This window comes from Nonomuraea sp. NPDC003707 (genome assembly GCF_053587055.1).
This window is the reverse complement of record NZ_JBSFNK010000010.1, coordinates 397,063-410,997: the sequence shown is the minus strand read 5'-3', so window position 1 is coordinate 410,997 and position 13,935 is coordinate 397,063. Positions and strand designations below refer to the sequence as shown.

The window sequence follows — 13,935 nt, the reverse complement described above, 5'->3', positions numbered from 1 at the left end:
GCCATCGCCACCTCGGGGAAGACCGAGGTGTAGGTGTCGGCGGTGAAGGAGCTGGAGGTGTGCCCCAGCGTCTCCTGCACGACCTTCATCTCTACCCCGGCGGCCGGCATCAGCGAGGCGGCGCCGTGGCGGAGATCGTGGAGGCGGATGGGTGGCAAGATCCGCCGTGGCAGGCCTCGCTGGGAGCAGAATCCCGACACCGGAAATATCGGCAGGTCGTCGACCGGTGCCATGTCGGCTTCACCGACCTGACCGGCCGCCAGGGGCTGCTGGGCCAGGTTGGGGGCCGCGTCTCGACCGTGGTGGCCGCCTGGCTGACGGCCCAGCCCGCCACCTGGCGTGGCGCCATCACTCATGTGGCCATCGACATGTGTGCCATATTCCGTTCGGCGATCCGCGCTGCGCTGCCACGCGCGAGGATCGTCGTCGATCATTTCCACGTGGTGCAGCTGGCCAATGCCAAGCTCGCCGAGCTGCGCAGGTGGCTGACCTGGAAGATGCGCGGATGCCGGGGCCGCGAGGGCGATCCCGAATACGATCATCGCAGGCTGCTGCGCTCGGCCGCCGAAGAGCTCACCGATCAGCAGCGCACCGTCCTGGAACGGGATCTGACCAGGATCGGCACCTACGGGCGGCACATCCTGGCCGGCTGGCACGCCAAGGAGAAACTGCGCGATCTGCTCGCCCTGGCCCGCACCCACCCTGCCCGCTCGCAGATCAGCCACCGTCTGCACGCCTTCTACGCCTGGTGCGCCGACCACGCCTACCTGCCCGAGCTCGTGACGCTCGCCGCGACCGTCGAGGCCTGGCAGAACGAGATCGAGGCGTTCCTTCCCGCCGGGATCACCAACGCCAAGAGCGAGGGGACCAGCCGAGTCATCAAGCTCGAAGCCCCGCTGCGCGTACGGTTTTTGCAACCCCGTCAACCAACGCCTCTGGTGACGCTGCGCAACCACACGAGCCAGCAGACCGCCCGTACCTGCTGTCCGGAATCTAGGAAGAATTGCTCAAGACAGTCGGCCGATGGCTGGCGAGGGCGTGCCGGATCGGGCGCAGAGGCGGACGATGATTTTCGACATCCCGCAGGACGGCAGTGGAGAAGGACATACCTGAGAGACACGGACGGATCTTCATCCTTCGTCGAGGTCGAGAGTGCCGTATCCGGCCTCGCGGGCGTGCCTTTGCAGGTCATCGACGGTGACGTGGGCGTCCGGTTCGAGCTGGCGGCAGACGCGTTCGAGGAATGCCGTCATGTCTGGCACGGTGCGGCGGGTCGCCGTGGCGTAGGCCAGGGCCCGGTTGAGGACAGCCTTGGTCCGAGTAGGGACGTCGTCGCACCACAGTTGGAGGACGTGGCTGTGCGGAGCCACGTACGAGCCGAGCATCATCAGGGAGAAGGTGCCCTTCTCCCGCGTCCCGCCCGTGCGGCCCAAGTAGCGGGAAGGCGGCAGGACCAGTCGGAAGCTGTAGTGGTCGACCCAGGTGAGTGCCTGCGGGGCGATCCCTCGTTCGCGCATCCACTCCGCGAAATGGTCGCGCGGCTGCTCGGAGTCGGTGCTCTCCATCACGTGCGTGGCCGTCGGCCAGGAGTTGAGGATCTCCTCCAGATGGTGGTCCCGCAGCTCGGCGACGCCGGAGTAGACGAGCGTCGTGAGCCGCTGGCCGTCGTGCGCCCTGACGGCGTAGCAGGGCAGGAATGCCCGGCCCACCTCCAGTACCTCGAGGTTGAGCAGCTCGTCCGGCAGGTCGTACTCGCCCCGGTCGGGACGCCGGGCAAGCTCCCCGACGGCGCCCGGACGGAAGCCGCGCGCCTCGGGGAGGAGGCGGAAGGTTCGCTGGGCGTATGCGGCGTCCCGGTCGAGGATCCGGACGCCGCGGGTGTAGTGGGCGGTACGCAGTGGCTCGCATCGCACGCCGTCGAAGTACAGGCGCAGCCGCTCCTGCTTCTCGGTGTAGCGGCGGTCGTCGCGGACCGACCGCAGGCCGCGCTCGGTGAGGGAGAGGGCGTCGGCGCTGCCCTCCAGGTGGCCGATGCCGCCCAGGAAGCGCAGCACCCGGTCGACCATGTGCTCGGAGACGCCCAAGAACACGGCAATGTCCTGGAGGCGGGTGAACCCGCCCTCGGCGATGGCGAGGCCGACGTACCGGTCGAGGAGGTCGAACGGGCCGCGTTCCTCGATGATCGCCGAAAGCTCCGCGGCGTGTAGGGGGAAGGCGAGCGCGTGGATCCGTACGGGCCGGATGCCGGGCAGGTCGGCGGCGTGTTCCAGGGCCCGGGTCTGGGCGTACAGGATCGTGTCGGCCGACGTGCTGCTCATGGGCTCTCCTCGAGGCGTCGCATGATCTCGCGGTAGCCGCGCAGGTCCCCTGCGGTTCGCACGTGGTCGTGCAGCGCTTTCGCCAGGTCGCGGAAGCCGGGGTCGGTGGCGTTGAGGAGCGTGGTGAGATCACCGACGAGGATCAGCCGATGCTTGGCCCGGGAGAAGGCCACGTTGGAGCGGCGTACCTCGCGGAGGAAGCCGACGTTGCGGTACGGGTTGCTGACCGTGAACCCGAAGAGGATCGTGTCGTGCTGGCCGCCCTGGAACGAGTCGACGGTCGCCACCCGGCGGGCGACGACGCTCTCGTCGCCGATGCGCCGGGCGAGCAGGGAGGTGACCAAACCGATCTGAGCCGCGTAAGGGAGAATGACCGCCCAGTCATTGGACTGCGCGTGGTAATGGGCCGCCAGGAGCGCCAGCAGCCTGGCCTCGCACTCGTTCAGCCGGCTGTCCTTGGGCCAGGGCTCGTCCGCGCGGGGTTTGCGATCGCGCCGCGCGCGCTCCGGGAGCTCCGCGGTGTCGACGAACGCCACGGGAGCGGCGAACAGGTTGTCGTGGTGGACCCGTCTTACGTCGGTCTCCAGGAGACCGCCGTAGAAGTGGCGGGAGATGAAGCGGGCAAGGCTCTCGGGCATCCGGCGCTGGAAGCGCAGCAGCTCCTTGTTCTCCGGGGGCGTCGAGGGGAACAGCAACTCGAAGGCGCTGTCAGTGATGAGCCGGGCCAGCCCGGAATCGCCGGGGTGCTCCGCCGCGGCCCAGGCGACCAGCCGCTGATCCGGCAGCGGCGGCAGCTGGACGTGGTCGCCGACGAGGACCGCCCTGCGTGCCCGGACCAGTGGGACGAGCAGGTCGGCCGTGCTGATCTGGCCGGCTTCGTCGACGATGGCCACGTCGAAGTCGACGTTGTCGAGATGCTCGCTCGTCGCGGTGCCGATGCAGGTTGCGCCGATCACGTCCGCGTATCTGACGAGCTCGCCGTACAGCTGCTCGGTGCGCCGCTCGAGTTGTCCGCGCCAGGACGTCAGGAGATCGAGCCGCCTGCGCATCAGCCCGAGTGCCGAGCTCGCGGCGGGCAGGAACGCGGCCAGCCTCGCCGGATCCGGGCTGATCTCGGGCGTCTCGCCGTCGAGCAGTCCGCGCAGGGACGTGGCGACCTGCGCGGCCCGCTCGGCGCAGGCTCGTTGTCCGGCCAGGTCGCGCTCGTGAGCCTGGCGGGCGGCCACGAGGTCGGGATGCGAGGCGCGGACCTGGTCGAGCTCGGCCGCCAATCGTGCCCGGTCCTGCGCGATCGCGGCCAGCGTCCGGCGGATGCCCTCGGACTCGGCGGCCGTCGCGGACCGCTCCCCTTGGAGGCGGGTGAGCCGCCGCAGGAAGAACCGGCCGACCAGCGGGAGGTCGGCGGCCCGCCGCGCCCTGCCCAGCGCGCGGTCGAGCCGCTCCAGGGCCTGGACGTGCCCGGCGAGCAGCTCCTCGTGGCGGCGCCCCTCGTCGTCCAGGGCACTCGTCCGCCGTCGAAGATCGGCGGTCACGGCATCTTCCCGCTCGTCCAGCGCGGCGGCGCTCTGCCGGACGTCCGCACCGGCCTCCTCCAGACGCCGCAGATCCTCGGTGAGCTGCCGGAACAGGGCGTCCGCCGGGCCATCCGAAGCCGCGGGGCCATAGCGGGCGAGGACGGGCTCCGTCCGCTCGGCGATACGCCGCTGGAGCTCGACCGCCCGCGCCTCCAGCATCAGGTGCTCGCAGCCCGGTGTGACGCCGTCCTCCCGGCCGATCCGCAGGACCAGCAGGTCCTCCGGCAGGTCCTGGAGCACGTTGTCGACCGCTCGGTTGGTGTAGGAGGAGATGAGGACCTTGCGCTGCTCCTCGGCGCAGGCCAGGACGACCTGGCGGATGGTGTGCGTCTTGCCGGTGCCGGGTGGTCCCTGGACGAGGGCGAGGTCGGGAACGGCCAGCGCCTTGTGGAAGGCGTTGAGCTGGCTGGCGTCCAGATGCTCGCGGGGACGGCGCCCAAGCGCGGGGGCGAAGGGCTGGAAGCGGTGGTCGACCAGCGCGGTCAGCAGCAGCGGGTTGCGGGCGCGGCCCTCCCGCAGGGTCTCGATGGCCGCGCGCTTCTTGTCGTAGGCGATCAGGTTGGGCGATTCGGCGAAGGCGCCGCTCTCGGGAATGCGGCCGAAGTCCACGGGCCGTTCGAACCGTACCGTTGCCACGCCTTCGTCGATCCGCTCGATCCGGCCGCGCAGGTCGGGCTCGCCATCGATGTGCACGCGGGTGCCGACGGTCAGCCGGTTGGCGTCGATGAGCTGGAAAGCGTGCACCGACCGTGCGGAGCGGCGGGTCGCGGCCACCGGGGTGACGCGGTGGTACGGGACGAGCCGGCTGGCGTCACCAGCCGAGGCCTCGATCCGCCGCCCCTGATCCACCAGCGTGGCGAGCCGGTCGAGATAGGCGGTGTGGGAGGCCCGTACCGTGGGGTCTTGATCGGGCGGCGCGGTGACGCCGGTGGCCCAGGCGGTCTGGACGGCTGGCCAGCCGGAGGAGTAATGCAGCTGGTAGGGGTGGTCGAAGACCCGCCATTGCCCGGCGCGCAGCAGCAGGCCGCCCCGCACGATCTGGTCGTGGTCGCTGAAGTGCATCGGATGGATCCAGCCGATCCGGTAGCCGCGCAAGTCCTGGGTGGGGAAGAGCATGAGAGCGTATCGGCCGTCGACGTAGATTTTGAGGAAGTCGCCACGGCCCTCGCGGCCGCGTTCCAGGCGAGCGGGGATCAGATTCTGCGGCCCGGCCGCCCACAGGTCGTGGCAGATCCCTTCCAGCCCTGGTAGGAGCGGATGGCGTTCGCGCTGTCCGACCAGCTTGCCGGGAAAGTTCTTGGACCAGAGCAGACCGACCTCGGGACCGAGGTCGACGACCCTTCTCTCCACGATCTGCTCCTTCGCCTCAGATGCGCAGCCCCGCGCCGAGTTCCGCGATGTCGCCGCGCTTGGCCGGGTCGGGTGAGAGCGCGCGGTCGAGGGCGCGGGCGAAGCGCTCCGGGACGGCGGGGTTCAGGACCGCAGCCGAGACGAGCGGTACCGGTGGGCGCCCGGTTACCGTCACGTGGATCAACTCGGCCAGCCGGCGGACGTCCTCGGCGGGCTCGGTGGGATGCAGGAATGCATGGCCGGCGTCGCGCAGGAAGAGCGCTCCGTCCCGGTCGGTCATGATCGAATCAGGGTGGAGGGCGCCATGGGCGAGGCCTCTGGCATGCAGGGAGGCCAGCCCCTCGCAGAGCCCGGCGGCTCCGGCGGCCAGGACACGTACGGCCTCGGCCTCGCGGCCCCGGCCGCCGTAGAAGTGGGCCAGGGTGGTGAACGAGGGAACCGCGGTGACCAGCATCGCCGTCTCCGCGGTCATGGACGCTGCGACGGGCGGCGGCAGGCCGGGGAGCGCTTCGGTGAGCAGGCCGGCCTCGTCGGCCAGGGCGACGCGGCGTTCCAGGGCCTCGGAACCGGGCCATCTGGTGGCGATCCTGCGGATCCAGACGTGACGGCCGTCCGGCGCGAATGCGAACGCCCGGGACACGATCGCTGTGCCGTCCGCGGACCTCTCCTCCTCGGGATCGCTCGTGACCCGGTACGCGACGTCCCCGATCTCTACGATCTCGCCGAGGCCCGCCGGCTCTTCGTCGAGTGGCTTGTCGGGCTCCGGTCGCGCCCGTTCGACGACCACCCACCCCTCATGCTCGGCCTTGATGGCGCGCAGATGCTCATCCGGCCACAGGCCCGGCTCTTTGTCGATGGTCCGATGGCAGCTCGGGCACAGCAACATGAGGTTGCCGAGGCCATCGACTTCCGCCGGTCTGGCCGCCTCCCGGCGAGGCCCGTCCGGGGAGTGCGGCGCGATGTGACCCATCTCGCCGATGTGGTGAGTGCCGCCCTCGATGTCCAGGGGTCTGCGGCATATGGTGCATCGTCTATCGGTCGCGTCGAAGAGCGCGCGCCGGATCTCGTTGGGGATGTGCTTGCGCTGAGCTTGCGCCACCCGAGGATGGTAGCGACTGCTGCTTCCAGACGACGGCTGTCCCGCAGAAGTACGTCGCCTCGCTGCACCATTTGTGTCAGTAGGGTGCCGGCTTGCGAGCGCAGGAAGTCGGCTTATGTGGTGGACGCCCGCTCGGGTGCCGGACCAAGCTGGTCAGAGGGGGCCTGCCTTGCGTCTGACACCACTCAGCTGGTCAACCTGCCGTCGGTCATCGTCAGTACGGTGTCCACCATGGTCAGCGTGGCCAGGTCGTGCGTGACCAGCACGGTCGCGAGGCCCTCCCGTCGGGTCAGATCGGCCAGCAGCGACACGATCTGGGCGCCGCGCTGGTGATCGAGCGCGCTCGTGGGCTCGTCGACCAGGAGCACTTCGGGCCGGTTCATCAGCGCGCGGGCGATGTTGACCCGCTGTCGCTCACCACCGGACAGCTGGTGCGGCCGCCGGTCCTGCTTGTCCTCCAGGCCCACGGCCAGCAGCAACTCGCGGGCCCGGGCGGTCGCCCCTCTCGTCGAGTGGCCGGACAGGTCGGCCATGACCAGCAGCTGGTCGAGCGCGGTGAGCGAGGCCAGCAGGTTGGACTGCTGGAACACGATGCCGATGTGCTCACGCCTGATGCGGGTTCTCGCCTCCTGGCCCGCGCCCGACACCTCCTGCCCGGCCACCGTCACGCTCCCGGAGGCCGGGGTGACCAGGGTGGCGGCGACGGCCAGCAGGCTGGACTTGCCCGAGCCGGACGGGCCGACCACCGCGGTGAACTCACCCGGCGCCACGGCCAGCTCGACGTGGTCGAGCGCTGTCGTCATGCCGTCGCCGTCGGGGTAGGTCAGCACGACGTCGGAGAGCTTCAGGGTCATCGGGACGCTCCCAGCGCGGTCAGCGGGTCGACAGAGGTGATCTTGCGGATCGCCAGCGCCGCGCCGGCGGCGCCGAGCAGAATCATCACGGCGACGGGAAGGACGGTGGTGGTGGCCGAAAGGACGAAAGGGACCGTGCCCTCGGCCAGCGCGCCCATGCCCGCGCCGAACGCGCCGCCGATCCCGGCGCCCAGAAGCAGCACCAGCACGGCCTGAGCGAGCGCATCGCGCAGCAGGTAGCCGGTGCTCGCGCCCAGTGCCTTCAGCACGGCGACATCCCCGCGCCGTTGGATCGTCCACACCGTGAAGAAGGCGCCGATGACCAGCGCAGAGATCGCGAACAGGAATCCCCGCATGAGCTGGAGCGAGCCGTTCTCCGAGGAGAACGAGCCGATCGCGGCGGGCGCGTCGGCTAGCGGCACGGTCGTGGTGCCCAGCCGGTTGTCGTCGGCCGCGAGATCCCGGTCCTGCCCGCCGCGCACGGCCAGGACCGTGGCCACGGTGTCGGGCTCGCTCTGGCGGCCGATCCGCTGCCAGTCGTCGACACCGATCCAGGCGACCGGGGTGTGGCTGTAGGAGGTCGCGGCGCTGGTGCCGGAGATGGTGAAGTCGCGGCCGAAGAGCTGAACCCGGTCTCCCACGGCCAGCGAGCTCTCCTCGGCCAGGGTGGCGGAAAGCACGATGTCGCCGCTGCCCACGGGCCCGGCCGCCGCGGCGAGTCGACCGCCCGGCTCGACGCCGAAGATCGCGGCGGCGTTCCCGCGCGCTCCATGCGTGACACGGCCCATGGTGATGCCGAGCCGCTCTACGGCGGAGACTGACCGCCACTCCCGCCAGACCCTGTCGGTGATGCGGCTGTCGGAGAAGGCGGGCTTCCCGCCACCCGAGAAGACGATCCTGTCGGCCGGCAGGCCGATGATCGCGGAGATGTTCTCCCGTGCCAGCCCGGCGGTGAGGCCGGACAGCATCGTCACCAGGAGCGTGATGAGCAGGACCACCGCGCCCATCAAGGCGAATCTTCCCTTGGCGAAACGTAGATCTCTGAGCGCCACGAACACGGCGCGAACCCCCGATGCATAGCTGTGGATACGAACGCGGTCCAGCCTGCTGGAGGGAACCCCCGCGCGGCTTCCCTCATTCGGTCGCCAACAAATACACCTTTTGTACGACCCGGGCAGTGGAATGGCTCGCCTACCCTGGGTGAAAATGATGGACTTTCCCTTCCCTCCGGCCCTCAGGCTGCTCCGATGGGCCATTCACGGCACCTTCGCGGTGCTGCTCGTGCTCGCGGTCGCCGCGGTCGGGCGCGAGGGCCGGATGCCGCTGATGATCGGCGGTGTCCTGCTCGGCGTGCTCTACGCCGTGGGGATCCTCATCGAGGGCCGGTTGCCCCACTTCGGCGGCCCCGTCCACCTCATGCTGGGGCGCGTCTGGCTGGCCGTCGTGACGGTGGGCTGGGCTGTACTCGTGGTGGGCTCGCCGCAGTTCACCTGGCTCGCCTTCCCGCTGTTCTTCGCCTGCCTTCACCTGCTGCCCCTGCGCGTCGCGCTGCCGGGCGTCGTGCTCCTCACCGCCGCCGCCATCGCCGCGACCGGCTGGCACGCCGGAGCCGCCACCTCACCGCAGGTGATCGGGCCCACGATCGGCGCGGTAGTGGCCACGCTGATGGCGCTGGTCTACAAAGCGCTCTACTCGGAGAGCGAGCAGCGTCGCCTGCTCATCGACGACCTCGTCAACACCAGGAGCAGGCTGCTGCGGATGGAGGGCGAGTCAGCCCGCCTGGCCGAGCGGGAACGCCTCGCCAGGGAGATCCATGACACCCTCGCCCAGGGTATGTCCAGCATCATCCTGCTGCTACGCGCCGCCCGCCGCGACCTCTTCGACCTTCCGTACGACGCTGAACGGCACATCACCGAGGCCGAGCGGGCCGCGCAGGAGAACCTCGAGGAGGCACGTAACTTCGTACGCGCGCTGGCCCCGCCCGCCCTGCAGCACGCGTCACTGACCGCCGCGCTGCGCAGGATCAGCGACACGGCCGCCGCCAGCACCGGCACACAGGTCCGCTTCGAGGTCTCCGGCGCCGCGGTGCCGCTGCCCGCCGAATACGATCTGGCGCTGCTGCGCATCGCCCAGGGCGCGCTGGGCAACGTCAGCCGCCACTCGGAAGCCGAGCACGCCAGCGTGACCCTCACCTACCTGGAGGACATGATCGTGCTGGACATCTACGACGACGGCCGAGGCTTCGACGCCACCGCAACGGGCTACGGCCTGCGCGCCATGCGCGATCGCATGACCGCCCTGGGCGGTACCCTCACCGTCGAGTCCTCACCCGGAGAGGGTACGGCTGTCGCCGCCACCCTTCCCCTCGAGCCATGACGCCGATCCGGATCCTCCTGGTGGACGACCATCCCGTGGTGCGCTCGGGCCTGCGCGCCATGCTCGCCGGGCAGCCCGACTTCGAACTGGTCGGCGAGGCCGCCACCGGCGAGGAGGGCATCGAGGCGGCCCGGGAGCTCGCGCCCGACGTTGTCCTGATGGACCTCCAGCTCGGACCGGGCATTCACGGCAGCGAAGCCACCCGCCAGATCGTAGCGCCCAACGGGCCACACGTCCTGGTGCTCACCACCTTCGACACCGACGCCGACATCGTGGCCGCGATCGACGCCGGCGCCATCGGTTATCTGCTCAAAGACGCTCCCTCGGACGACCTGCACGCCGCCATCCGCTCCGCCGCGAGCGGCGCCAGCGCCCTCGCGCCCAGCGTCGCCTCCCGCCTGCTGGGCCGGGTGCGCACCCGCGAGGTCACCCTCAGCGCGCGGGAACTGGAAGTCCTCGGCCACGTCGCCGCCGGCCTGTCGAACCGGCAGATCAGCAAGCGAATGTTCCTGAGCGAGACCACGGTGAAAACCCATCTCGTGCACATCTACGCCAAGCTCGGCGTCGACTCCCGCACCGCCGCCGTCGCCACCGCCACCAGGAAGGGCTTCATCCGCTCCCCGTAAACTTCTCCGTCGTTGCAACGGAGGAATTCCCTGCGGCGGTTCGCGCCGGCCCCTCCAGCCGGCCTTTCCGATGAGCCTGATCGCCGACGACAACTTGCGATCGTTCGGTGCTTGTTCGGCCTTGTGGCGGTGCTGATACGCTCTGATCTGTCCAAGGATGCTGAGTGGCCCTGCTTCCTGCAGTGGCGGACCCTGCAGGTGGCCGAGGCCGCTGCGGTTGATCGCGCAGGATCCGAACACCGGGCCTGTCCCGCTGGCCGCGGCGTACGCCAAGGGACTGCAGCGGCTACTCGGTGTCGTGGCCGCAGGTCAGATGCCCAGCGTGGAGCAGATCAAGGAGCACGTCGCGCACCCCCGCGCCACCGCCGGACGCACCGGCCGACAGGTGAGGCTGCTGTCGGTGCTCGCGTGGCGGGCACATTCGTCCGGTCGCGTACGCCGCCGGGCCGCGCTCAGACCGCGCCACCGCTCCGTCCCCGGCTGAGCAGCGCGGCGATCGGTACGGCGGCCGCCAGGCCGCTGAGCAGTACCGCGGCGAGGGCTCCCAGAATGGCCGGGTCGTTGCCGAAGGAGATGCCGACGGCGGCCAGCGCCGGCCCCGCGTTGCGCACCGCCGTGACGCTTCCCATGGTGGTACGGCGCGACGGCGATCCGGTGGCCAGCACCGTGCCGGCGATGAACGCGGCGACGGCCAGGACGAACCCCGCGAGCAGGGTGCGTGAGCCGATCAGCGCGACGAGGTCGTGCCAGGTGCCCAGGAGCATGCCTGTCAATGTGATCAGGAATGTCACGTTCGCGATCTTGGCGGCGACGGGGTGCCACGATCGCGCGGTGGGCGGCGCGTAGTGGCGCAGTGCCAGTCCCACGGCGAACGGTACGAGCTGCAGGATGGCCACGGTCCGCATCAGTGCGGCCACGTCGAGGGAGACATTTGCGCCGCCCTGGGCCGCGGTGAGGATGCCGTTGGCCGTCGGGCCGAAGGTGATGCTGCCGACGGCGGCGAGCAGCACCTGCATCGCCGCGCCCGCGACCTCGTCTCCCTTCTGCACCATGCCGAGTTTCGCCCCAAACGGTCCGCCCGGTGACGAGGCCATCAGGACCAGCGCTGTCAGAGATGCGGCGGGCAGGCCGAACAGTACCGCGACGCCCCAGCCGAGCAGCGGGACAGCGACCAGGTTGGCCGCCAGCGCCAGGAGGAGCAGCAGCGGGTTCGCCAGGACGGCACGCAGTTCCGGCAGCGTGGCTCCGAGACCGGCAGTGAACATGGTGGCCACGATGAAGACCACGATGATCGCGTTGAACAGCAGATGCAACGTATCCATGAGACCACCCACCGATGGCGACCGTGTCCGGGAGGCGTCCGCCGCCGCGGATCAGTCTTCGAGATCGCCGAGCCAGCGCAGGGCACTCAGCCCGGGCATGAAGCAGTACTCGCCGCCACGCGTGACGACGAATCGCGGCAGCGAGTGCAGGCGCCGCCGCACAGGCCGCCGCGGGATCGTGAACTCGCCGGTACCGTCGCCGGACCCGACCACCGGATCTCTCGCGTCCCCCGCGCCGAAGAAGACGCCATCGTTCATCCATTCGGACTGGACGAACTCGAACTGCCGCCCGAGGTGCGCCCCGATGAAGGTGAACATCAGCCCGCGGTCGGCCCCGTCGTCCTCCAGAACCCCCTCGGGCAGCGGCGGGCCGTACACGGTGCCGCGCCTGATCATGCGGTGCAGTCTCGGCGCTCCCGCCACCGACGCGTCGCGGGGGTTGCCCCGGCGGATGTGGCAGCCGCCGGGAGTGGTGAATCCCGCCGGATCGTCCTGCTCGTAGAGGAAGCTGTTGTTGCGGCCGCGGTCGGCGCCGAGCTCCGCGTCGTCGTGCAGCGGGCTGAGCGCCAGTGGCGCGCCGCTGCGCCAGCGTCCCATGATCTTCGCTGCCAGCAGTTCCTCGTCCTCGGGGCCGGTGGAGTTGTCCTTCAGGTACCGCCGGAACATGGCGACCCGCTGGTGGAGTTTGCGGAAGGCCACGTATGTGCCGTTGCGGCCAAGCGCCTCGGGCTGCGGGGTCTGGACGCCGCCCAGCTCGTCGCGGTAGCCGAGCACGAACTCACCGGCCTTGAGCGGCGCCTCCAGCCGGTTCGACCCGGCGATGCCGCTGCCCTCGACGGCGGGGTGGCTGATGCCGTCGCGGTAGCCGAAAGGTTCGGTCTCATCGGGCGGAACGTTGCAGTCCTGTCGCCAGATCGCGGTCACGCCGGGGAGCCGGTGATACGCCGGGCGGGCATGGTCGATGGCCTTCTCCAGCTGTGTGGGATCAGGCGCGAGTGCGGTGAGCACCACGTGGACGTCGGGTGTGCCCAGCGGGGACTCCCAGTTCTCGGGAGCGCTCTCTCCGGTGTCGCCCAGCGTCTTCGCCCGTGCGGCCATCCCCTGCCGGAACTCCCAGGCGAAGGTGTCCAGCGATTCCCGGGGCACGCCCAGGGCTTTCAAGCCCTGGTAGCTGACCGCGACGCTCACCCAGGCCTCGCCGAGGGGGCTCGTCGTTTCAGCGGCCGAGGTCACCACCGCGCTCGCGCGCCGCATCAGCTCCCGCCCGTGCGCACGGTCATCGATGCGGAAGAGGATGTACGTCGCCGCGTAGGGAGTCGGCCGAGGGCTGAGAACCCCGCGCTGGATGTCGTCGAGTTCGAGCGTGTCATGCGTTCGCTCAGTCACGGATGGCTCCCTACTTCGCCAAGACGATGTTTCTCCAGAAGTTGCGCAGGCTCTCGTCGCCGCCGAACAACGAGCTGAAGATCGTGGAGTCCGCCATGAGCACGTCGCCGGCCCGCTCACCGCGCGGGGGCATCCACAGGAACATGTTGAACTCGGTGTTGCCGGCCTCGGTGAACGGGTGCGGCCTGGACATGTCGATCGGTTGCCTGCCCAGCACGTGGATGGCGTCCGGCTCGTCGGTCGTCACCGCGTAGTGCGGTAGGTGCAGGTGGAAGTTGAAGGTGGTCACCCCTTCCAGCCATCCCTTGGTGTCCAGGTCTCTGGCGATGGACAGGGGGGCGATCCTGTTCGGTCCCTGCGCCGCGGGACGCAGCCCGTAGCGGTTCTCGACGGGGACTCCGAGCCCTTCCATCAACGAGCGGGTGTACCGGCCGAACCGCTGCTGGCGGGGAACCAGGGCGTCGCCGTGATGGTGGTACTCGACGTTTCGCACCTCCAGGTCGTCCGACGCCCCGACGTCGTGGTGCGGCCCCAGAACCAGGCAGGTTCCCTCCCTGCGGAGAAACTGCTGCAGCGCCTCGATCTCCTCAGGAGCGGCGTCCTGTCCGGTGATCATGTGGTCCAGCCCGAACACGAACAAGGTGTCGGTGTCGGCCAGCACCCGCTCGTCGAGCGGAGTGTGGAATCCGGCCTGATCGACGCGTTGGTACACGGGCACGGGGTGTCCCGTGGTCTCCTCGACGAACTGCTGGAACGGCAGCCACGCCCAGAAGAACAACTCCAGCGTCCCCGCGATACCCTGCTGGAAGCGCATCGGGTCGGACCACTTCGGATCCTCGTAGGCGGGCCAGGCCACGCGCCGGACCTCGGTCATCGTGGAGAACCGGTTGTCGAGCTCCGCCGGGTTCCTACCGGCCTCGGCCGGATAGCTCCATGCGACGTAGATGCTCACCCGTCGCCGGCCGGCGGTGTACTCGCGCGGCACGTGGTTCTGGTTGTACGTGCGTGCGGTCCTGAACTCGTTCATTCC

Annotated in this window: 11 protein-coding genes and 2 pseudogenes; 4 read left to right on the top strand and 9 right to left on the bottom strand. The window is 69.9% G+C overall.

Going from position 1 to position 13,935, the window contains the following annotated elements; translation table 11 throughout:
• Positions 1-110: pseudogene (locus tag ACWDRB_RS27850) on the bottom strand (hypothetical protein); the annotation flags it as partial.
• On the opposite strand from ACWDRB_RS27850, the pseudogene ACWDRB_RS27845 reads away from it, so the two are divergent.
• A pseudogene (locus tag ACWDRB_RS27845) lies at positions 60-827 on the top strand (ISL3 family transposase); the annotation flags it as partial. The pseudogenes ACWDRB_RS27850 and ACWDRB_RS27845 sit on opposite strands and share 51 nt — an antisense overlap.
• A gap of 303 nt (positions 828-1,130) precedes the next feature.
• Here the strand turns inward: ACWDRB_RS27845 and ACWDRB_RS27840 are convergent.
• From ACWDRB_RS27840 to ACWDRB_RS27820, 5 genes are all read right to left on the bottom strand, one after another.
• Entirely contained in the window at positions 1,131-2,318 is a 1,188-nt protein-coding gene (locus tag ACWDRB_RS27840; protein WP_449898391.1) for a hypothetical protein, read from the bottom strand.
• Entirely contained in the window at positions 2,315-5,242 is a 2,928-nt protein-coding gene (locus tag ACWDRB_RS27835; protein WP_449898370.1) for a DEAD/DEAH box helicase, read from the bottom strand. Before ACWDRB_RS27835 ends, ACWDRB_RS27840 begins: the two co-directional genes overlap by 4 nt.
• A gap of 16 nt (positions 5,243-5,258) precedes the next feature.
• Entirely contained in the window at positions 5,259-6,341 is a 1,083-nt protein-coding gene (locus ACWDRB_RS27830) for a hypothetical protein (protein WP_449898368.1), read from the bottom strand.
• Between the two features lie 185 nt (positions 6,342-6,526).
• Positions 6,527-7,195 (bottom strand): ABC transporter ATP-binding protein, encoded by a 669-nt coding sequence (locus ACWDRB_RS27825; protein ID WP_449898366.1) that lies wholly within the window; start codon positions 7,193-7,195, stop codon positions 6,527-6,529.
• Positions 7,192-8,253, bottom strand: a complete 1,062-nt coding sequence (locus tag ACWDRB_RS27820) for an FtsX-like permease family protein (RefSeq protein ID WP_449898364.1) — start codon at positions 8,251-8,253, stop codon at positions 7,192-7,194. The genes ACWDRB_RS27825 and ACWDRB_RS27820 overlap by 4 nt, the downstream gene beginning before the upstream one ends.
• A 148-nt stretch (positions 8,254-8,401) precedes the next feature.
• Here ACWDRB_RS27820 and ACWDRB_RS27815 point away from each other — a divergent pair, with 148 nt between their 5' ends.
• The 3 genes from ACWDRB_RS27815 to ACWDRB_RS27805 all read left to right on the top strand — a co-directional run bounded on the left by ACWDRB_RS27815 (position 8,402) and on the right by ACWDRB_RS27805 (position 10,681).
• Complete coding sequence (locus ACWDRB_RS27815; protein WP_449898362.1) at positions 8,402-9,571, top strand: sensor histidine kinase; 1,170 nt, start codon at positions 8,402-8,404, stop codon at positions 9,569-9,571.
• Positions 9,568-10,197, top strand: a complete 630-nt coding sequence (locus ACWDRB_RS27810; protein WP_449898360.1) for a response regulator transcription factor — start codon at positions 9,568-9,570, stop codon at positions 10,195-10,197. The genes ACWDRB_RS27815 and ACWDRB_RS27810 overlap by 4 nt, the downstream gene beginning before the upstream one ends.
• Before the next feature lie 157 nt (positions 10,198-10,354).
• Entirely contained in the window at positions 10,355-10,681 is a 327-nt protein-coding gene (locus ACWDRB_RS27805) for a DUF6245 family protein (protein ID WP_449898358.1), read from the top strand.
• On the opposite strand, the gene ACWDRB_RS27800 is transcribed toward ACWDRB_RS27805, so the two are convergent.
• The 3 genes from ACWDRB_RS27800 to ACWDRB_RS27790 are packed head-to-tail and all read right to left on the bottom strand — an operon-like array spanning position 10,650 to position 13,932.
• The gene (locus ACWDRB_RS27800) at positions 10,650-11,519 is read right to left on the bottom strand and encodes a bile acid:sodium symporter (RefSeq protein WP_449898356.1); all 870 of its coding nucleotides are present in this window, start codon (positions 11,517-11,519) and stop codon (positions 10,650-10,652) included. The genes ACWDRB_RS27805 and ACWDRB_RS27800 overlap by 32 nt on opposite strands.
• Positions 11,520-11,570: 51 nt before the next feature.
• Positions 11,571-12,905: a Dyp-type peroxidase gene (locus ACWDRB_RS27795; RefSeq protein ID WP_449898354.1), complete on the bottom strand. Its 1,335-nt coding sequence runs from the start codon at positions 12,903-12,905 to the stop codon at positions 11,571-11,573.
• Positions 12,906-12,915: 10 nt separating this feature from the next.
• Entirely contained in the window at positions 12,916-13,932 is a 1,017-nt protein-coding gene (locus ACWDRB_RS27790) for a hypothetical protein (RefSeq protein WP_449898352.1), read from the bottom strand.
• Positions 13,933-13,935: the final 3 nt, after the last annotated feature.